This is a genomic window from Rudaea sp. (assembly GCF_036560865.1).
In the GTDB taxonomy this organism is placed as follows: domain Bacteria; phylum Pseudomonadota; class Gammaproteobacteria; order Xanthomonadales; family Rhodanobacteraceae; genus Rudaea.
This window is the reverse complement of sequence record NZ_DATBQK010000112.1, coordinates 1-19998: the sequence shown is the minus strand read 5'-3', so window position 1 is coordinate 19998 and position 19998 is coordinate 1. Positions and strand designations below refer to the sequence as shown.

The following is a 19998-nucleotide window of genomic DNA, read 5'->3' as shown; positions in this document are numbered from 1 at the left end:
GCACGCGTGATTGAATAGACCTTTATCGAGGAAGATGTCACGTGGGTAAATTCTTCACCATTTTGTTTCTTGCAGCGTGCTGGGTAATGCCGGCGTTCGCCCAAACGAGCCCCGCCGAACAACAGAAGATCGACTATCTCATCCATACGATAGAAACACTGCAGAATGCGACGTTCATTCGCAATGGCAGCGAATACGACGCGCAGCGCGCAGCGGATCATCTGCGCCTCAAGCTTCGCTACGCCGGCGACCGCGTCAAGACCGCGGACGACTTCATCACTTGTTGCGCGACGGCATCCTCGATGACGGGCGAGAAATACCAGATCAAATTCCAGGATGGCCGCGTTGTCGAAGCGGCGATATTTCTGCGCAATAAACTCGACGAGAACGCGGCGGAAAGCAAAGCCCGGCAATGATGGGCCGCTGATGCGGTCAGGTCGATATAAGCTGGGTTTTCAGAGCGTGGTCGAAGAGCGCGACGCCGATCGATGGCGGCGACGACGCGGCTGCATGTGTCCGCTGGCGCAAGCAGCAGCAACGCGTCGGCCTCGCCCGACTCTGCACGCCCGCGTTCAACAGCCGATGGGTCCAAGTCGCGAGCGGGTTCTTCGGACTCACGTGCAGTTTACGCAAATCGTTCGGCAGGCGCCGCTTCGCGGATCGGAAACGGCGCCTCGATATGCCTGTCGCGGATTCAGCGTCCGGCGCGCGTCAAGGTGAATTGACCGACATCGATGCCGAGATCCACGCCCTCGCCCTTGCCTGCCAGCGCAAGCGAAACCGTGCCCTTGGTCAGCACCTGCGCCGTACCTGACTTGACCAAGCCCGCGTGCGCCTCGCCCTGCGCATAGTCACCGAGGACGTCGTCGATCCTGTGCACGTCGGAGAACGTCCCGGTGCCATTGTCGATATGCGATTTGCCCACGGTAAGACCGCCGCCCTTCGACGAAATGGCGACGCGCATCGAGGTTCCGTCCGCACACTTCACTTCTCCGCGGCCTTCGGCATGTTTGTAGATGACCGACCAGCCGCTGAGGGAAAAACGAAGTTTGCAATCGAGCTCGGCCTCCGCGGCGCGCGCGGGATTGCTGGCCAGCCCAATTACACAGATTGCGACGGATGCTGCGATGGATTTCACAAGTAAACGAGTCATGACATTTTCTCCTGGAGTTTCGATTGAGTTATCCGATGCGGGCAGATTTCCACGATTTTCAGCGCTTCCGCCCTTGGAACCATGCGCTGCTGTCACCCGTTGCTCGGGTGATGCGCCGCGCCGTTACGCGACTTCGCTGCGGCAATTGCCGAGTCATAGTTGGCTTGCGCGCTGTCCATGCACAATTTCGCCGCGGAACCTTCCTGCGCTTCGCATTGGGCCTTGGCCACGCCGTTGCCGGCTTCGGCGGTGGCCTTGTCGACGTCGTACTGGGCATCGGCAAGCATTTGCGCCGCTACCGCGCGTGCCTTGGCGATGGCGGCATCGTTCGAGGCGGTGGCCGTCGAACCGTTCGCGTCGGTGGCGCGTGCATCCACCTGCTTGTCCACGACGTCGACATTGTTGCGGGCGCTCACTTTAGCCAGCGCGGCCTGCGCGTCGACGATCAATTTCTTGCCGTCGGCCTGAGCCTTGGCGACATCGCCCTGGACTTTGGTCAGGTCGGGGCTGTGGCTGCAAGCCTGCAGCAGTGCTGTCGCGGCAAGTGCGAGGAAGAGCTTGGTGCGATGGCTAATCATGAGATTCCTATTCTGGCGTGCGGTGATTTTTTGCGGACGCGACAAGATGCTACGTGTCGTTCGTTCGCGTTCGCAGCGAAGCATGCTGCCGGCTGCGGACACGGGGAGAATGGCGCAGCGAACAGCGCTCGTCGGTGCGCTGGCAGACATAACTCCGGATCAGGCCCAGGGCGACGACAATTCTTTACAACAGCCTGCGTACGCTCAGATCCGGCGCGTTGCGGGGCCGTTCAAGCCACACGCCGGACCAGCTCCGGGCACGCGCCATGCGCGATGCACGCGTGCCTATGTGCGATAGCGCACTGAACCGGACAGGCACGCGGCGTAACCATCATGGTCGCAGGTCGCTGCAGAATTTCGGTGGGCCGGCGCCAACCCGATCTGCTGAAGCCGCCGCGACAAGGCGATCAGGTTGCATATCAGTGGTTCAACGAGTTGACAGGTCGGTCGAGATGAAAAACCCGGTTCGAACAGACGTACAGATCGGTTCCATTGCATGCGGCGAACTGTACGCTAGCGAACACATGGGGTATGGTGAGCTGGTCGGATGCGTCCGCTTCACTCCGCGAGTGCTCGCGCGCCGACTCCGCCACGGACTTTCCTGATGGCTGTGCTCTCCGACCCGAAATCGAACCATCTGCTCGCCGCATTGCCGGACGCCGAGTGGCAGCGCTGGCTGCCGTCCCTGGAGCCGGTGGCCCTGCCGCTGGGCAAGGTGCTGTACGAGTCGGGCGGCAAATTGACCCATGTATACTTTTCGACGACCGCGATCGTTTCGCTGCTCTACGTGATGGAGAACGGCGCCTCGGCCGAGATCGCCGTGGTCGGCAACGAAGGCATCGTCGGCATTTCGCTGTTCATGGGCGGCGGCTCGACGCCGAGTCGCGCGATCGTGCAAAGCGCCGGTCATGGCTTTCGCCTGAAGGCGAGCTTGATGATGGAGGAGTTCAATCGCGCCGGCCCCGTGCTGCATCTGCTGCTGCGCTACACGCAAGCCCTGATTACCCAGATGGCGCAGACCGCGGTGTGCAACCGCCACCATACCCTGGATCAGCAACTCTGCCGTTGGCTGCTGTTGAGCCTGGACCGTCTGCATTCCAGCGAACTGGTGATGACCCAGGAACTCATCGCCAACATGCTCGGTGTGCGTCGCGAAGGCGTCACCGAGGCTGCCGGCCAGTTGCACAAGGCCGGCCTGATCCGCTACCAACGCGGGCGCATCACGGTGCTCGACCGCGACGGACTCGAACAGCGCACCTGCGAGTGCTATGCCGTCGTCAAGAAAGAATACGATCGCCTGCTGCCCGCACTGCTAGCCCGCTAGGCGCGCACAATCGCCGACCCTATGTGCGCTGGCAGACGGTCGCCGGGCCACAGCTCGTGCAAACTCCCCGGTTGAGCGCCGCGGCATTCGTCGCCGGCGCAGTTTTCAACTTGCTTGTCTCACCTGCAGCGGTCGGCAGCGCACCGGAGAGTCAGCGTGGCCCGTATCGAAAACAACCTAATCGCCCTGCTTCCGCGCAAGGACCGCCTGCGACTGCTCGCGCTATGCGAACCGGTCGATCTGGTTCTGGCCGAAGTACTGTGCGAACGCGGCGACACGATGCGCCACGTCTACTTCCCCATCGATGGCTTCATCTCGCTGGTGACGCGAGTCGACGACCACCCCGCGCTCGAGGTCGGCATGATCGGCCGCGAAGGCATGCTCGGCAGCCAGTTGGTCCTGGGCATGACGATCGCGCCCGTGCAGGCGCTGGTGCAGGGCGCGGGCGCGACATGGCGGATTGGAGTCGCTGCGTTCCGGCGCGAACTGGCAAGCAGCGCCGCCCTGCAGCGCAGCTTGAATCGCTACTTCTACATACTGACGGTGCAGATGACCGCGGCGTCCGCGTGCATACGCTTTCATCTGATCGGTCCGCGCCTCGCGCGCTGGTTGCTCATGAGCCAGGACCGTGCGCACTCCGACCAATTCCGCGTGACCCACGAATTCCTCGCCTACATGCTCGGTGTGCGTCGCGTCGGCATCACCATGGCCGCCGTCGCCCTGCAACGCAAGGGGCTGGTCGAATACCACCGCGGCGAGCTGACCGTGCTCGACCGCCGTGGCCTCGAAGCCGAGGCATGCAGCTGCTATGCGGACGAGCAGAACATGTACTCCGAACTGATGCGCTGAGCGGCGCGCGGTTACCGCGGGCAGCAGCGCAGACCCGGTCTCATCTCCATGGCGGACGCCGGCTCGCGCCGGCACCAAGCCAGTCGGGGACATTCATCTGAGCCACTTGCCGCGATGGATCCGGTAGACAACGTTCACGCTGAAGTAAAAGAACATGAGCGCAGCCAGACAAATGGCCAATATCGTTCCGATGGCAGCAAACGCTTGCAAGACAAACGACAGGCCTTTTACCACGGCACATCCTCCATAAAGTAAGGCTGGGCCGGACCTTGCGTCCAGCCCAGCGTGCCGCTTCAACGCCCCGGTTGAAGTGACGAATTGGCCATCCTGCTGGCTAGCTCATATCCATTTGGGCAGTGCTCACGCACGGCGATGCACGGCGAGTGGGGAGGACCCGCCATGTCAGTACAAAATCCGGTTGCTGCCATCTGACCAATCCTCTGCCCGCGGCGCTTCAATGCGGACATTGTTCGCTCAAAGCACCCTGCGATCCGTTCGTTAGCGCACGTACGGGCTCGAAGCGCGCTCTCGAATCCGAGAGAACCGAAAAACATGTACGCCAGCGAACAGACCCCGTGCCGCATGACGCGCAGCATGGCGAAGGTGGCGCGCTGATCGAAATATGGCGCCGCCATCAACCCATCATCGCGAAACGAAGGAAGTCCCATGACCAACAGCAACCTGTGGCCGACAAACGGCGCTACGAGCGCGCCGCGCGGCGTGGTTTCCCTCGGCATCGATTCCGTCGATATGCAGTGGCGGGAAAAACTGCGCGACGGCACATCGGTATTGATTCGCCCGATACGCGACGACGATGCGGACATGGAGCGCCGCTTCATCGAGCAACTATCGCCGCAATCGCGGCGTTTCCGTTTCCTCGGCGAAATGAAGAGTCCCAGCCCCGAATTGCTCAAACAGTTCACCCATCTGGATCATGCGAGTGAAGTCGCGTTCGTCGCCTTGATCGCCGACGGCGCAGGCGAACGTGAAATCGGCGTCAGTCGCTACAGCGCACGCAGCGACGGATTGAGTTGCGAATGCGCGGTAGCCGTCAGCGACGAATGGCACAACCAGGGACTTGCGACCTTGCTCATGCAGCACCTGATCGAAGTTGCGCGCCGGCGTGGCATCGAGTCCATGTACTCGCTGGATGCAGGTTCCAATGAGGCGATGCGCGATCTCGCCGACCATCTGGGCTTTGCGCGCAAAACCGATCCGAATGACGTAACCCAGGTACTGCATATCCTGGATCTCAAGACCGCCACGGTATGATCGGCCTTGCTGTAGACATCATTTGCTAGAGTGTGCGAGCCAAACGACCTGATTCCGACGGCGAGCCGTCTGCGCGCAACTCTGGCCGGGTGCACAAGTACTCCAAGGCAAGTCAGGCAGCCACTGCGATGAACAAGAAGCGCGCCGCGCAGCGACACTCGACCAGCACGGTAGCCCGGTTTTTCGCCGATCTTGGCCCGGGCTTGATCACCGGGGCTGCCGACGACGATCCTTCGGGAATCTCGACCTATTCGGTTGCCGGCGCTGCGTTCGGCTACATGCCGTTGTGGACGGCGCTGTTTTCATTTCCGCTGATGGCCGCGGTGCAACTCATGTGCGCGCGGCTCGGCATGGTCACCGGCCTGGGCCTGGCCGGGGTTGTGCGTCGTCATTACCCGCGCCCGGTGTTGTGGGGCGCGTGCGCGTTGTTGATCGTCGCCAACGTGTTCAACATCGGCGCCGACCTCGGCGGCATGGGCGATGCGACCGAAATGATCACCGGCATAAAATCGATTTACTGGACGCCGCTGTACACGCTGCTGATCGTCTCGCTGCTGTTTTTTTCCTCGTATCGACAGATCGCGCGCATTTTCAAATGGCTCACCCTGGTTCTGTTCGCCTATGTCATTGCCGCGTTTCTCGCGCAGCCCGACTGGTGGGCGGTATTGCGCGCGACCTTGATTCCCCACGCAGTCTGGTCGAGCGCGTTTCTCGCCACTTTCGTTGCGATCCTCGGCACGACGATCAGCCCCTACCTGTTTTTCTGGCAGGCAGCGCTTGAAGTCGAGCAACAGCAGGCGCAGAACAAAAGCAGCGTTGGCCGGCGCCATCGCGTAACCGATGACGAGTTGCGCATAGCGCGCACCGACGTCGTGACCGGAATGCTGTTTTCAAATCTGGTGATGTTTTTCATCATCCTTACGGCCGCGGCAACCCTGCACGCACACGGCAAGACGGATATCGCAACGGCCAAGCAAGCCGCCGAGGCGTTGCTGCCACTGGCCGGCAGAGGCGCCTATCTGCTGTTCACGCTCGGCATCGTCGGCACCGGCATGCTGGCCGTGCCCGTGCTTGCCGGCTCGGCCGCCTATGCGATCGCGGAAGCGGAGTCCTGGAGCGGCAGCCTCGATGCTCGCCCGCGCATCGCGCCGCGCTTCTATGCAGTCGTCGCCATTTCGATGCTCGCCGGTCTGGCGCTGAATTTTGTCGGATTCGATGCGGTCAAGATGCTGTTCTACTCGGCCGTGCTCAATGGCGTACTCGCGCCACCCTTGATCGTTCTGGTGACCTTGTTGACCAGTAATCCAGAACTGATGGGCAAGCGCACGAGTTCACCGATGCTGCGCTTCTTCGGCTGGCTGACGGCGGTCGTCATGACCGCGGCCGTCATAGGCATGATCGCCACCTGAATGTGCGACAACGTACAGACCCTGATCCCGACGCCCTGCATCATGGCGATGAAAGGATTCTACCCCGGCCGCAGGGATGCGGCTCCCCCGGGGCGCAGAAGGCGCTCCGTTTTGACCGAGGACAGTCGCATGCAGATGCAATGGGTTCCCACTTGCGCTTCCTTGCCTCACGACGGCGAGCCGGTTCAATTGTTGCTGCACGATCGCCAAGCGCCGATGTCTGGGGCTTATGCCAACGGTGTGTTCCGCACGCGCTGGGCCGAATACGACATCGATCGCGTGCGCTTCTGGCGCGAGGCGGACATCAATCCAGCAAGAGCACAATCAGACCATGCGAACCCAGGTATCGGGTTTGGATCGTTGGCGCTTGCCGCAAACTGAAATCCTGCTAGGCCTAACCAGCTGGTCTTACAAGCTGTACCTGTTCGCGCACACGATTCTTCTGCCGCAGGTCTTTCAAGACTCCACTGCTCTCAGCCACCATCAAGCTCGCGCACCCAGATATTGCGGAAGCTGATCGGAGCCGATGGGTCGCCGTGGGCCTGCAGCTTGATCGCCGCGCGTTGATGCGCGCGGTACGTGGGTTTTCCGACATAGACGGTTTCGCCTGTCAGCTGGAAGTGGTTTTGCACGAGGACGCCATTGTGAAATAGCGTCACGTATGCCGGGCTCCTGAGCGTTCCGTCGGTTGCGAAGGTCGGCGCCGTCCACACCACGTCGTAGGTTTGCCATTCACCCGGTGGGCGCATCGCGTTGACCAGCGGCGGCGCCTGCTTGTAGATGCTCGCGGCCTGACCGTTGACGTAGGTTTTATTTTTCCACGAGTCGAGTATCTGGATTTCGTAGCCAGCGTCGCCGGGGCCGGTCGAGGCCAGGAACAGACCGCTGTTACCGCGCAGTTGCCCCTCTCCGGTGATGTCCTTGGGAATCCGCCATTCGAGATGCAATTGATAGCTGCCAAAGACCTGCTTCGTCTCGATATTGCCGGACGCTTTATCCACGGTCATGACGCCATCGCCGACCTTCCAGCGCGCCGGCGAGTGATCTTTTGTCGAAACCCATTGATCCAGGTTGCGGCCATCGAACAGGACGATCGCGTCCGCAGGCGGAGCGCTGACGGTCGCACCGGGCGACACAATCGGCGGAACGGGCTCCCACTGCTCGGTGGCTTTCGGATCGGGTGCATCTGCTTTGCTTGCGCCGGCCGCAGGGGACTGCGCGGCGGCGGACAAAGCACCGAAGCCCAGGGCCAGTGTCAGAACCGCCAGCGTCATGTTTCTGATCGCAACTTGTCGACTCTTCATTACGCGTTCCTCGTCAGTTCGAATTGCAACGTCACATTTATCAATGGAATGCTAGCGCGCTTCCGGGCCTGCTGTATCGACGATCAGGCAAGGCCTACTTTTTTCAGGACTTCGAGCGGCGGACCTTCGAAGCTCGTGAGCGGCGTGTTGCCGACATATTGCAGATCCTCGCGGCCTTGCGGCGTGGTGTAGAACCCGCCCGCCGTCAGGTCGCGATAGCGCGCGAAAAATTTTGCGGCCTCGGCGAATTGCGGTTTGGCTTGCGCCGCGTGGCAGATGTCGTCGCAGATGGTTTTTTGCTGCACCTCATTCAGTGCTGCGAAAGTTTTTGCGAATCGCTGCGCGGACTCGCGATCCAGCCATTGCAAGCCGTCGAGCACGGTCTTGCGGTCGTGTTGCTGCGGCTTGTACGGGGCACTGATCCATTCGTCGAGAAAATCGACGACGCCGACCGCAGAGGCATTGGGCGATGTGTCGTCGGCCGGAATAATCAGATCGCACAGGACGGTTGCGCTACGGCGTTGCTCGGGCGTGAACGTGAGCGGCCACAGTTCGCCCGGCTTGTACGCATCGAGCAGTTTCGGATCGGTGCCGTATCCCTTCGCGGTCGGAACGTGGGCGGTCGTTGAGAAGACGGCACGTCTTGCCACTGCCGCGCAGCCCTGCAAGAAAGGCAGCGATGCCGAAGCTGCCAACATCCACTTGATCGTCGTGCGGCGGTCCATCACAGCTCCTTGCGACGCATGCGTTCGAGAATCTGGTCGGCCACGCGCCAGGCGTTGGCCATGATTGTGAGTGTGGGATTCTTGTCCGCGTTCGAGGGAAACGGCGCGCCATCGGCGAGGAACAGGTTGTTCACGCCCCAAGTCTGGCACCAGCGATCGGTGACCGACGTCTTTGCATCCGCGCCCATGATCGCGCCGCCGACTTCGTGGATGATGCTGCCGCCCGGCGCGATCGCCTTGGCGCCATCGGTTTCGACGCGCCCGTGCACACGCCCGCCCATGGCCCCGATGATCTCGGCAAACGTCTTCTGCATATGCGCCGCCTGACGCGTCTCGTGCTGCGACCACTGCCAATGGAAACGCAGCACGGGAATACCCCACTTGTCTTTCACTGTCGGATCGATTTCGCAGTAGGAATGCTCGTTCGGGATCATCTCGCCGCGGCCGTCGAAGCCGACAAACGAGCCGTAGTAGCGGCGCGCGTCCTGCTTGAACTTCGCGCCGTAGCTGCCGCCGGTCAGCCATTCGAGGCCGGCGGCCGTGCCGAGGCCGGGCATGCTTCTGCCACCGCCGAACTCGATGTGATAGCCGCGCGCGAAGCCGAGTTTGCTCGCGTCGCCGTACCGCCACCACGGCGTATACATGTGACCGCCGCTGGCGCCGTCTTCATTGTGCGGCGGCAGGCTTTCGAGCAGCGGCACCTGTCCCGAAAGACTCGTACCGACCGTATCCATGAGGTACTTGCCGAGCTTGCCGCTGGAGTTGCCGAGTCCATTCGGGAACTGCGTGGATTTCGAATTGAGCAGAATGCGCACGGATTCGCAGGCACTGGCGGCGAGCACCACCGCGCGCGCGGCAACGTGCCGCTGCGTGCCCGTGGCCTTGTCGACGAAGCCAACGCCCGTTGCGTTTCCGTTCTTGCCGAGCGTGACTTCGTACACCATCGCATCGGTCAGGATATCGAGCTTGCCGGTCGCCAGTGCGGGCGGCAAATGCACCGTCGTCGATTGATAGTTCGCGCGAATCGAGCAGCCGCGCCCGCAAGGTGTCGCCCAGAAACACGCGGCGCGGCGTTGCATTTCGGCAGCGATGATCTTCTGCGCGGCCCGATTTCCCGGATGCAATCGCGCCGGCGAGTTCTTCCAGTCCAGTTGCTGGGTGAGCACCGCGCGATGCCCGGCGATCGCGGGAATTCCGAGCTTGTGCGCGCCCGCGGCAATCAGCAGATCGCTGACGCGCGGCTTCGGCGGCGGCAGCAAGCAGCCCGGCGAGGAATTGGGCGTGTTCTCAAGTCCATCGTTGGCGCCGTAGACGCCGACCAGCAACTCCACTTTGTCGTAGTACGGCGCCATTTCCGCGTAGGAGATCGGCCAGTCGAAACCCAGACCGTCGCGCGAATAAGGTTTGAAATCGTAAGGTCCGTCGCGCAGCGCAATGCGTCCCCAATGATTGGTGCGTCCGCCGAGCATGCGCGCGCGCCACCAATCGAAACGCCCGGCATCGTCGGTACTCGTCTGCACATAGGGCTCGTCGGGCACATCCCAGCCGCCGTCGATGGTGGCGTCGTAAAAACCGAACGGCTTGTCCGACGTGCCTTCTTCCCGCAGCGGCGCCAAGTCGGGCGTCTGGAACATCGGCGTCTCGGCGACGGGATCGTATTTGCGTCCGGCCTCGAGCATCAGCACGCGCGCGCCGTCCATCGTCAAGGTGTACGCGGTCTGGCCACCGCCCGCGCCGGAGCCGACGACGATCACGTCGTAGGTTTCTTTTTCGGTTGCTGCGGTCGTGATGAAAGGCATCGGTCAAACTCAGGCCGCGCGACGCGCGCTTATGCCGAGCATAGCCGGAAGGCTTCGGTGAGCGAAGCGAAAGGGTCGGCGCGCGTGGGCGCGAATTCGTGCGCGATATAGCCCTGATAGTTCAGATCCGCGATGGCCTTTGCGATCGCCGGATAGTTGAGTTCCTGACTGGCATTGATCTCATGGCGACCGGGAACACCGCCGGTGTGAAAATGCCCGATCCAGTCGATGTTGTCGCGAATCGTACGGATGACATCGCCCTCCATGATCTGCATGTGATAGATGTCGTACAGCAATTTTACGTGCGGTGAGTTCACGCCGCGCATGACCGCGAGGCCAAAGGCCATGCGATCGCCCTGGTAGCCCGGGTGGTCCACCTTGCTGTTGAGCAGTTCCATGCAGATCGTGACGCCATGCTCGGCGGCGAGCGGTGCAATCTTCGTCAAGCCAGCGACGCAGCTCGCGATCGCCGCATCGTCGCCGATGCCCGCAACACGATTGCCGAACATGGCGATGACATTCGGCAGCTGCGCGCGTGCGGCGAGCGGCAGCGCCGTTTCGAGCTCCTTCAGCAGCAACGCGTGGTTGACGGGATCGTTGAACCCGGTCTCGTTGAATTTCTCGCGTCGGCTCGGATAGCCCATGGCAACCGCGAGACCGGCATCCTGCGCGACAGCCCATTCGTCCGCATACAGCAGATCGATCGCCGCGAGTCCAATCTGTTTTGCGCGACGGCACAACGTGGGCAGCGGCGTGCGCGCATACGGCCAGCGGCACACCGATTGTTTGAGGCGGCCGGTGGGTGCAGTCGAACTCCCGGTCGCAGCAGACATCGCAGCGGCTTGCCGGGTGGCGAGGGCGCCGGCAGCGCCGGCAAGCGCACCCAACGCCGTGCGGCGACTCACACGTGGGGAGTTGTCGGGCATGCGTCTCTCCAGATTACAAATCGCGCGGATGGCCTGGGCTCAACCGATAGCATGCAAATAAGCGTAAGCCTGTTGCGCCGCCTGCAGCTGGCTCATGCGCACGAACGGCCCCTCCTGCTCGGCAAAGTAGTGTTGCAGGCCGGCCTTTTCCGCAACGGCGAAAATCGGTTTGTAGTCGATCATGCCGTGGCCCAGTTCGGCGCCGGGATGTGCGGGCGCGCTGCCGGCTTCCGCAGTCTTGTCGCGCGACGGCAGAAAGTCCTTGACGTGAATCATCGGAAACCGATTCGGATACTTCTTGAAATAGTCGATCGGATTGCGGCCGCCCACGACCATCCAGCCGCAGTCGATTTCGAACTTCACCAGTTGCGGATCGGTCTCGCGCAGCAGGATATCGTAGCCGATCGTGCCGCCCTGATCGGCGAACTCGATATCGTGGTTGTGATAGGCGTACTGCAATCCGGCCTGCTTCGCTTTCTCGCCGATGCGATTGGCGAGTTCCGCCGTGCGCTTCGCCTCATCCAAAGTCATCGCCGGAGCGGACCATGTGATCGGCGGGCGCAAACTCGAGCGCAACCCTCCACTGGTAACGTAGCGAGCGCCCAGCGCATGCGCATCGTCGAAAGTCGGCCCCAGATTATCGATGTCGAACGGCAGATGGCCGCTGGGACAGACCAGACCTGTGTCGTCGAGCAGCTTGCGAAATTCCCTGGCCGAAAGTTTGCCGAAGCCGGCCGTCTCCACTTCGCCGAAGCCGATTTCGCGAATCTTCTTCAGCGTTCCCAGCGGGTTCTGTTGCATGGCCGCGTTGACGGCGTAGAGCTGAATGCCCACCGGACGGCCCAGCGGATTGGGTTGCGCGCTGCGCGGCAGCCATGCAAGTGCCGCAGCGAGCCCACCGGACTGGGCGAGAAATTTTCTGCGCGACATGGTTTTCATACTTGATGTCTCCTCAAGTCCGCAGCCCGCTATCGCTCAGAGCGGCACCGAAGATGCTTCGCCGCCGGCGCGCGCCGGGACAACCCGTTTCTTTTCCGAAAATGCCAGCAGGAACAGCACGAGCACAACCGCCGAGCAAACGCCCGCGAACGTCCAGATGGCTTGCCAGTCATGCGCGACCACGCCATTGGCGCCGGTGTGCGCATAGGCGTCGACGATGCGGCCGGACAGCCACGCGCCGACGAACATGCCCACGCCGTAGGTGATGAACGTGATCAGACCCTGGGTGGCCGCGCGCAATGCGGTCGGCGACTCGCGGTCGATATAGATCTGGCCGACGACAAAAAAGAAATCGAAGCAGATGCCATGCAGCACGATGCCCAGCCACAGCATCCACATCAGCGCATCGGCGTTGCCGAACGCGAACATCGCATAGCGCACGGCCCAGGCCAGCATGCCGACGCCGAGCATGTATTTCACGCCGAGCCTGCGGAAGAACCACGGGATCAGCAGCATGCACAGCAGCTCGGACATCTGGCCGCCGGTCATTTTCCCCGCCGCATTGACGACGCCGATTTCGTTGAGAAACAGATTGGTGAACGCGTAGTAAAACTGCAGCGGGATGCAGATCAGAAACGACGCCAAGGCGAACACCGCCATCGATCGACCGCGCAGCAGCTGCAGCGATTCGAGCGGAATGACTTGGCGCAACTTGAAATCGGTGCCGCGCGCGAGCGGCGGTGTGTCCGGCAACGTGAAGCAATAGAGTGCCATGAGCACCGACATTGCCGCGGCAACGCGCATCGGTATCGCCGTCGCTTCCAGGCCGAGTGAGCCGATGATCAGGCCGGCGACGATCCAGCCGATGGTGCCGAACACGCGGATCATGCCGAACTCCTGCTGCGGATCCTTGATCTGGCGCATGGCCAGCGACGTGGTCAGCGCGAGCGTGGGCATATAGCACAGGGAATAGAACAGCACCGCGATATAAAACGGCACGAAGGACGATTGCCACGAGGTAAGCAGCAGCAGCGCGGCCCCCAGCGCATGCAGCACACCGAGCAAGCGCTGCGTGGCGAACGCGCGATCGGCGATCAGACCGACAAAGAACGGCGAGATGATCGCACCGACCGCCGTGGTGCCGGCGATCCAGCCGATCTGCTGACCCGAAAAATGCAACGAGGTCGCCAGCCAGGTGCCCAGGGTCACGTACCACGCGCCCCAGATGAAATACTGCAGAAACATCATCAGACCCAAACGCGACTTGATGGTCGTCATCATGATTGGCCCTTGTCGGTCGTTGCGTTAGGTTCGACGGTTTCCCAAGCGCCGCCGCGCGAATGGCTGCGCAACATGGCTTCGATCAAACAGCTGCTGCGATAGCCGTCGGCGAACGTTGCCAGCGCGGTCGGTTTCTTTTCCGGTGCGCCACCGTGGGCAATCCACGCATAGGCATCGGCAATCACATTGCGAAACGCATCGGCCCAGCCCTCCTGATGACCGGCGGGCAAATGTGCGTAACGCCGCGCATCGCCGGCCAATAAAGCAGGGTCCTTGATCAGCAGCGAGTTCGGTTGGGCATGGCGGCCGATCCAGAGTTCGTTCTGCCGCTCCTGCTGCCAGCGCAGCGATGCGGAGCGTCCATTCACTTCGAGTTGCAGATCGTTTTTATGCCCCGGCAACACCTGTCCTACCGAGTAGCACCCTTTGGCGCCGTTGTCGAAACGCAGCAGGACGCTGCCGAGATCCTCACTGGTTACATCGATGCGCTCGCGCGTCTCGCCAACGGTGCCGGAGAATGCTTGCGCTGATGCGCCGGATGAGTAACGCACCGGTACCACGGTCGTGAGATCGGCGAGCACGGCGGATATCCTCAACCCGCTGACATGTTCTGCCAGATCGCACCAGTGCGAGCCGACATCGGCGAGGGCCGAACTCGCGCCGCCTTTCTGCGGATCCGAACGCCAGGAGTACACATTCGGATCGGTCATCCAATCCTGCAGATAATGGCCGTGCAGAAACTTCAGCTCGCCCAATTCGCCTTGCCCGATCATCGCGCGCGCTTGCTGCACGAGCGGATTGCCGCGATAGTTGAACGTCACCACATGGGCGACGCCCGCCTGCACGGCAGCCTCATGCAGGACACGGCTTTGTTCCGCGTTTGTCGCCAGCGGCTTGTCCGACACCACGTGCTTGCGCGCGCGCAACGCCGCCATGCTGACGTCGAAATGCAAATGGTTGGGCGTGGTGTTGTGCACGACGTCCACGCGCGGATCGTCGATCAATTCTAGGTAGCTGGCGTAGGCATGGCCAACATGCCACTCGCGCGCCTTGCCTTGTGCCGAGGCCAAGTTCGATCCGGCGATGGCCACGATGTCGACATTGCCCAGACGCCGCACGGCGTCGAGGTGATGGGCGGCGATGAACCCGGGACCGACCAGACCCATTCCGAGATTTTTCACAACGTTTTTCCGCGTATGACCATGGCGTACTTATCGTGCCTTGTGGCGCATTATGACCTCTCGCGCCACCCGTAAGATATGACAAAGTAGCGCCGGTCGAGGATCATGTAGCCTTCGGCGCGAAGCGAACGATCACTTGAAGTGCTCGTGCACTTCCGGCGCAATCAGGCAGGTAACGATAATGCAGTCTGCAAGCTACGACGCGATTGTGGTTGGCTCCGGTATCTCCGGCGGCTGGGCGGCGAAGGAGCTGACCGAGAAAGGGTTGCGCGTGCTGCTCCTGGAGCGCGGGCGCAATGTCGAGCACATCAAGGATTACGTCAACGCCACCAAGGCGCCCTGGGAATATCTGCACCGCGGCGGCAAGACGTATGCGATGGAAGAAGCCTACCAGGTGCTCAATCGGGATGTGCTCAACGAAAAGAATCTCGGCTTCTGGGTCAACGAGCAGGAGTCGCCTTATACGGAAGTGAAGCGCTTCGACTGGTTTCGCGGCTACCAGGTCGGCGGCCGCTCGCTGATGTGGGGACGCCAGAGCTATCGCTGGAGCGATTTCGATTTCGAAGCTAACGCGCGCGACGGTATCGCGATCGACTGGCCGATCCGCTACCACGAGCTTGCGCCCTGGTACGACCACGTGGAAAAGCACGCGGGAATCTCCGGCTCGCGCGATGGGCTGGCGCAGCTCCCCGATGGACAATACCTGCCGGCGATGCCGCTCAACTGCGGCGAGGAATTGGTTGCCGGCCGGCTCAAGAAAGCCTTCGGCGGCAAGCGCCAAATCATCATCGGACGCACCGCGAACGCAACCAAGGCGCTCGAAGGGCGCGCGCCTTGCCAATATCGTAACGCCTGTTGGCTGGGCTGCCCTTACGGCGCCTACTTCAGCACACAGTCCTCCACCCTGCCTGCCGCGATGAAGACTGGAAATCTCACGCTCAAACCCTGGTCGATCGTGACCGAGGTTCTGCTCGACAAGGATCGCAAGCGCACCAGCGGCGTGCGCGTCCTCGATGCGGTCACCGAGCAGACGACCGACTACACGGCGAAGATCGTCTTCATCTGCGCATCCACGCTCAACTCGGCATGGCTGCTCATGCGCTCGGCGACGGACATCTGGCCGGGCGGACTCGGCAGCAGTTGCGGCGAACTCGGGCACAACCTTATGGATCACCACTTTCGCTGCGGCGCGGAAGGGTACATCGAGGGCCTCGACGACAAGTACTACTACGGCCGCCGTCCGAACGGGATCTACATCCCACGCTATCGCAATCTGTTCGGCGACAAACGCGGCTATCTGCGCGGTTTCGGCTACCAGGGCGCCGCGAGCCGCGATGGCTGGTCGCGAGCGGTCAAGGAACTCGGTGTGGGCGCGGCGTTCAAGGACGAGATGACGGCGCCGGGCCCGTGGATGATGGGCGCCACCGGCTTCGGCGAAATGCTGCCCAATCACGCCAACAACGTCGGGCTCGACACGGCCAGGCAGGACAAGTGGGGCCTGCCGGTGCTCAAGATCGATTGCGCCATGGGCGAGAACGAACGCCTGATGCGCAAGGACATGATCTCCGACATGGCCGAGATGCTCGAACGCACCGGAGCGAAACGGGTGCAGACTTACGACAACGAGTCCTGGCCGGGTGCTGCCATCCACGAGATGGGCACCGCACGCATGGGACGCGATCCGAAGACCTCGGTGCTCAACGCGCACAATCAGGTGTGGGATGCACCGAATGTCTTCGTCACCGACGGCGCCTGCATGGCCTCAACCGCGTGTCAGAACCCTTCACTCACCTACATGGCGCTCACCGCGCGCGCGGTGGACTTCGCCGTAAACGAACTCAATCGCCGCAACCTCTGAGCTGACGCCATGAATATGCCATCCGATACGCAACCGGTGCGACTGATCGATCGCCGTGAGGCGATTCGTCGCGTAAGCGTCTTGCTCGGAGGAGTCGCCTTCGTCGGAGGGAGCAGGCTGTTAACCGCATTGGAGAAGGCAAGCCCAGCCGTCGGGGAAACGGTCGGAGAATTCACCGCCGCGGATATCGCATTTCTCGACGAGATCGCCGAAACGATTCTTCCCGCAACGAAGACACCGGGTGCGAAGGCGGCAAAGACCGGCGCTTTCATGGCGCTGATGGTGACCGACAGCTACAGTCCTGCGGAGCGGGTAATCTTCCGCGAAGGCATGCGCAAGCTGGACGCGGCGATGAAGCAGGCGAACAACGTCACGTTCATGGCGGCCACGCCGCAGCAGCGGTTGGCTGTACTCACGACGCTCGACCGCGAACAGAAGCGCGTGATGGACGCGCGCGAAGCGGCGGAGCGCCGGAAAAAAGGGCTGGCACCCTTGCCCGTGGAGCCCGGCATGGCAGTCAGTGAGGCGGATGCGAGTATCTGGGCGCCAGTCCACTACTTCCGCATGATGAAGGAGCTCGCGCTGCTCGGTTACTTCACCTCCGAGATCGGTTGCACCAAGGCGCAGCATTACGTCGAGACGCCGGGCCGCTTCGATCCCTGCCTTCCCTACGCGCCCGGCGATCCGGCCTGGGCAGCGCATCCTTGAAGTTTCCGTCGCGCTCGCCATCGGTCATGAGGTAATTACGTGAACACCTTGAAGGGTCCCGGCATTTTTCTCGCGCAATTCGCGAGCGACAAACCGCCGTTCAATTCGCTCGAAACCATCGCGGCATGGGCGGCATCGCTGGGCTACCAAGGCCTCCAGATTCCGACGCTCGATACTCGCCTGTTCGATCTGGCCAAAGCCGCGCAAAGCCAGACCTATTGCGACGACCTCATCGGCATGCTGGCGCAGCACGGCTTGTGCGTGAGCGAGCTCTCGACGCATCTGCAAGGACAACTGGTGGCGGTGCATCCGGCCTACGATGCGCTGTTCGATGGGTTCGCGCCGCCGACACTGCGCGGTCGCCCCGCCGAGCGCCAGCAGTGGGCCGTCGACCAGCTCAAGCTGGCTGCACGTGCGAGCCGCAATCTTGGTTTGAAGGCGCACGCGACATTTTCCGGCGCGCTCGCCTGGCATTTGTTCTATCCCTGGCCGCAGCGCCCTCGCGGACTGGTCGAGGACGCGTTTGCCGAACTGGGCAAGCACTGGCGCCCGATCCTGGATGCTTTCGACGAAGCCGGAGTGGACCTGTGCTTCGAACTTCACCCCGGCGAAGATCTGCACGACGGAATTACCTTTGAACGTTTCCTCGCATGCGTCGATCAGCATCCGCGCGCCAATATCCTCTACGACCCGAGCCACTTCGTCTTGCAGCAGCTCGACTATCTCGCCTTCGTCGATATCTATCACGAGCGCATTCGCGCGTTTCATGTCAAGGACGCCGAATACCATTCGAACGGGCGCTCGGGCGTATATGGTGGTTATCAGGACTGGATCGACAGGCCGGGACGTTTTCGCTCGCTCGGCGACGGCCAAATCGATTTCGGCCGCGTATTCAGCAAATTCGCCCAATACGATTTCCCCGGCTGGGCCGTGCTCGAATGGGAATGCTGTCTGAAACATCAGGAAGATGGCGCGCGCGAAGGAGCGGTGTTCATCCGCGATCACATCATCCGCGTCACCGACCGCGCGTTCGATGATTTTGCGGGCACCAGGACGGACACAGTGCTCAATCGCCGCATTCTCGGAATTTCCTGATATACAAAAGCGCCGAAGCGTGCGACACACTGACCGCACGCAACGGCGCCTTTGCACGGGGCAGGTCGTGCGTATATTTTTATTTGTATATTTTAAACGACGTGATCGATTCAGAAATCGATCTTGCCGGTGAACTTGACGGTACGCGGCTTGCCGAAGCCGAGATAGCCGGCGCCGGCAGCACTCCAGTAGCTCTTGTCGGCCAGGTTTTCGACGTTGAGCTGCAAGGTTGTTTTCTGATCCCACCAGCGGGTCACATAACGCACGCCAGCATTGAAAACCACATAGCCCGGTACGTAGGCCTGGTCAAAATTGTTCACCGAGCGCCGATCGGTGTAGTAGGCGCCGGCGTTGAAACTCCAGCCCGCGAGCGCATCCGGGTGGTAATCCGCGAACAAGCTTCCCGTGGTTCTCGGCGTGTTTTCCGGCGTCTTGCCGATCAGCGCGACGTTTTGTGCCTTGCGCAGATTGGCGTCGAGCAACAAGGCTGACGCATACAGCGACCATTCCGGCGTCAACTCGCCGTTGAGCGAAAGCTCCAGGCCTTGATAGTGAGTGCGTCCGTCGGCGACAAATACATTTGCGGAGTTGACGTAGGCCGAGCCACGTTCAATCTCGAAAAGCGACGCCGAGGCGGTGATGCCTTGCACGGCTTCGGTGCGCACGCCAAATTCCTTCTGCTTGCTCACCGCGGGCGGTAGCGTCATCAGCGCGTTGACTGCCGACACGGGTGCGGAGCCGGTTTCTTCCAGGCCTTCGATATAGTTTGCGTAAATGCTGGTATCTTCGCGGAACTTGTAGATAACGCCGACTGATGGCGAGGTCTTGTTGATCTTGTATTCCGGCGACGTGGTTGTGGTGTCGGTGTAGTCGGTGCGACGCGCACCGGCGAGCACCTGCCAGTCGTCGCCCAGTCGGATGCGATCGAAGACGTAAAGGCCTTTGTCGACGATACTCTGCGGTTTGTAGGTCGGCACGACCGTATAAAGCGGTTCCGGCAACATGATCGGAGCGTACAGATTCTGCGCGATGCTGTAGCTTTGCGTGGTCGGGTTGTTCTGGTCGCGCAGGTTCTGCATGAAGCCAAACGAAATTTCGTTGTCGAGGAACCCCGCCTGCACGCGTCCGGTGATCTCGGCGCGGAAATTGTTGTTGATATAGACGACTCCGCGCGACAACGACTCGCTCAGTGTGCCCGCGCCGGTCATCACGTTGTATTTCGTCATCGCGGTGAAGTCGCGTGCGTTGCGATCCGTTTCGGCGCGGCCCCATTCGAGCACCGCCGCCCAATTGTCGGAAATCATGTAGTCGCCGCGGAATAGAGCATTTTCCGCACTCGCTTTGTTGTTCGCCCACGAACCCGAAATAAGCTTGCTCGCATCCGGAATTCGCGGCAACACGATCTGGTTGTTGACCGCGGGTAGCAGCGCAATCGCTGAGTTCTCTACGATGTTCTTCGAAAAATTTTCGTAATCGAGCTTGAAGCCGAGTCGATCAGTGGCGCGCCAATCGAACGCAAACGCGCCTAGTTTGCGGTCGCCGTCCTGGTGGTCGGCCGCCGTGCGCAGGTCGCCGCCCGCAACGTTTACGCGCAGAC

The 19998-nt window shown here is 61.6% G+C and carries 20 protein-coding genes; 9 read left to right on the top strand and 11 right to left on the bottom strand.

The features are described 5' to 3' along the window. Positions 1 to 41: 41 nt before the first annotated feature. Complete coding sequence (locus tag VIE67_RS11705) at positions 42 to 416, top strand: DUF5329 family protein (RefSeq protein ID WP_332026402.1); 375 nt, start codon at positions 42 to 44, stop codon at positions 414 to 416. Positions 417 to 694: 278 nt separating this feature from the next. Here VIE67_RS11705 and VIE67_RS11700 read toward each other — a convergent pair whose 3' ends face one another. Together VIE67_RS11700 and VIE67_RS11695 are read right to left on the bottom strand one after the other, a co-directional pair. Further along, the gene (locus tag VIE67_RS11700; RefSeq protein WP_332026400.1) at positions 695 to 1153 is read right to left on the bottom strand and encodes a hypothetical protein; all 459 of its coding nucleotides are present in this window, start codon (positions 1151 to 1153) and stop codon (positions 695 to 697) included. 92 nt (positions 1154 to 1245) lie between these two features. Beyond that, on the bottom strand, positions 1246 to 1731 hold the full coding sequence (locus tag VIE67_RS11695) for a hypothetical protein (RefSeq protein WP_332026398.1): 486 nt from the start codon (positions 1729 to 1731) through the stop codon (positions 1246 to 1248). A 604-nt stretch (positions 1732 to 2335) separates the two neighbouring features. Here VIE67_RS11695 and VIE67_RS11690 point away from each other — a divergent pair. After that, entirely contained in the window at positions 2336 to 3055 is a 720-nt protein-coding gene (locus tag VIE67_RS11690; protein ID WP_332026396.1) for a Crp/Fnr family transcriptional regulator, read from the top strand. A 156-nt stretch (positions 3056 to 3211) separates the two neighbouring features. After that, on the top strand, positions 3212 to 3904 hold the full coding sequence (locus VIE67_RS11685; protein ID WP_332026394.1) for a Crp/Fnr family transcriptional regulator: 693 nt from the start codon (positions 3212 to 3214) through the stop codon (positions 3902 to 3904). A 93-nt stretch (positions 3905 to 3997) separates the two neighbouring features. Here the strand turns inward: VIE67_RS11685 and VIE67_RS11680 are convergent, their stop codons facing one another. Then, the gene (locus VIE67_RS11680; RefSeq protein WP_332026392.1) at positions 3998 to 4138 is read right to left on the bottom strand and encodes a hypothetical protein; all 141 of its coding nucleotides are present in this window, start codon (positions 4136 to 4138) and stop codon (positions 3998 to 4000) included. Between the two features lie 432 nt (positions 4139 to 4570). Here VIE67_RS11680 and VIE67_RS11675 point away from each other — a divergent pair, with 432 nt between their 5' ends. From VIE67_RS11675 to VIE67_RS11665, 3 genes are all read left to right on the top strand, one after another. Then, the gene (locus tag VIE67_RS11675; protein WP_332026390.1) at positions 4571 to 5176 is read left to right on the top strand and encodes a GNAT family N-acetyltransferase; all 606 of its coding nucleotides are present in this window, start codon (positions 4571 to 4573) and stop codon (positions 5174 to 5176) included. A gap of 128 nt (positions 5177 to 5304) precedes the next feature. Further along, positions 5305 to 6585: an Nramp family divalent metal transporter gene (locus tag VIE67_RS11670; protein ID WP_332026388.1), complete on the top strand. Its 1281-nt coding sequence runs from the start codon at positions 5305 to 5307 to the stop codon at positions 6583 to 6585. 129 nt (positions 6586 to 6714) lie between these two features. Then, positions 6715 to 6966, top strand: a complete 252-nt coding sequence (locus VIE67_RS11665; RefSeq protein WP_332026387.1) for a hypothetical protein — start codon at positions 6715 to 6717, stop codon at positions 6964 to 6966. 92 nt (positions 6967 to 7058) lie between these two features. Here VIE67_RS11665 and VIE67_RS11660 read toward each other — a convergent pair whose 3' ends face one another. The 7 genes from VIE67_RS11660 to VIE67_RS11630 form a co-directional block, all read right to left on the bottom strand. Then, positions 7059 to 7859 (bottom strand): 3-keto-disaccharide hydrolase, encoded by an 801-nt coding sequence (locus tag VIE67_RS11660; protein WP_332026385.1) that lies wholly within the window; start codon positions 7857 to 7859, stop codon positions 7059 to 7061. Between the two features lie 113 nt (positions 7860 to 7972). Further along, positions 7973 to 8539, bottom strand: a complete 567-nt coding sequence (locus VIE67_RS11655) for a gluconate 2-dehydrogenase subunit 3 family protein (RefSeq protein ID WP_332026383.1) — start codon at positions 8537 to 8539, stop codon at positions 7973 to 7975. 74 nt (positions 8540 to 8613) lie between these two features. Beyond that, positions 8614 to 10413 (bottom strand): GMC oxidoreductase, encoded by a 1800-nt coding sequence (locus VIE67_RS11650; RefSeq protein ID WP_332026381.1) that lies wholly within the window; start codon positions 10411 to 10413, stop codon positions 8614 to 8616. A gap of 29 nt (positions 10414 to 10442) precedes the next feature. Further along, on the bottom strand, positions 10443 to 11339 hold the full coding sequence (locus VIE67_RS11645; RefSeq protein ID WP_332026379.1) for a hydroxypyruvate isomerase family protein: 897 nt from the start codon (positions 11337 to 11339) through the stop codon (positions 10443 to 10445). 39 nt (positions 11340 to 11378) lie between these two features. Continuing rightward, positions 11379 to 12269 carry a sugar phosphate isomerase/epimerase family protein gene (locus VIE67_RS11640; protein WP_332026378.1) on the bottom strand — a complete coding sequence of 297 codons (891 nt, stop codon included), beginning with the start codon at positions 12267 to 12269 and terminating at the stop codon, positions 11379 to 11381. A gap of 45 nt (positions 12270 to 12314) precedes the next feature. Continuing rightward, complete coding sequence (locus VIE67_RS11635) at positions 12315 to 13556, bottom strand: nucleoside permease (RefSeq protein ID WP_332026433.1); 1242 nt, start codon at positions 13554 to 13556, stop codon at positions 12315 to 12317. After that, on the bottom strand, positions 13556 to 14740 hold the full coding sequence (locus tag VIE67_RS11630) for a Gfo/Idh/MocA family protein (RefSeq protein ID WP_332026376.1): 1185 nt from the start codon (positions 14738 to 14740) through the stop codon (positions 13556 to 13558). The genes VIE67_RS11635 and VIE67_RS11630 overlap by 1 nt, the downstream gene beginning before the upstream one ends. A gap of 181 nt (positions 14741 to 14921) precedes the next feature. Here VIE67_RS11630 and VIE67_RS11625 point away from each other — a divergent pair, with 181 nt between their 5' ends. The 3 genes from VIE67_RS11625 to VIE67_RS11615 are packed head-to-tail and all read left to right on the top strand — an operon-like array spanning position 14922 to position 18401. Then, positions 14922 to 16598 carry a GMC oxidoreductase gene (locus VIE67_RS11625; protein WP_332026374.1) on the top strand — a complete coding sequence of 559 codons (1677 nt, stop codon included), beginning with the start codon at positions 14922 to 14924 and terminating at the stop codon, positions 16596 to 16598. A gap of 36 nt (positions 16599 to 16634) precedes the next feature. Beyond that, positions 16635 to 17306: a gluconate 2-dehydrogenase subunit 3 family protein gene (locus VIE67_RS11620; protein ID WP_332026372.1), complete on the top strand. Its 672-nt coding sequence runs from the start codon at positions 16635 to 16637 to the stop codon at positions 17304 to 17306. Positions 17307 to 17345: 39 nt separating this feature from the next. After that, a complete protein-coding gene (locus VIE67_RS11615; protein ID WP_332026370.1) occupies positions 17346 to 18401 on the top strand; it encodes a sugar phosphate isomerase/epimerase family protein in 1056 nt (351 codons plus the stop codon). 110 nt (positions 18402 to 18511) lie between these two features. Here the strand turns inward: VIE67_RS11615 and VIE67_RS11610 are convergent. Beyond that, positions 18512 to 19998: TonB-dependent siderophore receptor (locus VIE67_RS11610; RefSeq protein ID WP_332026368.1), on the bottom strand; the 1487-nt coding region annotated here is incomplete at its 5' end.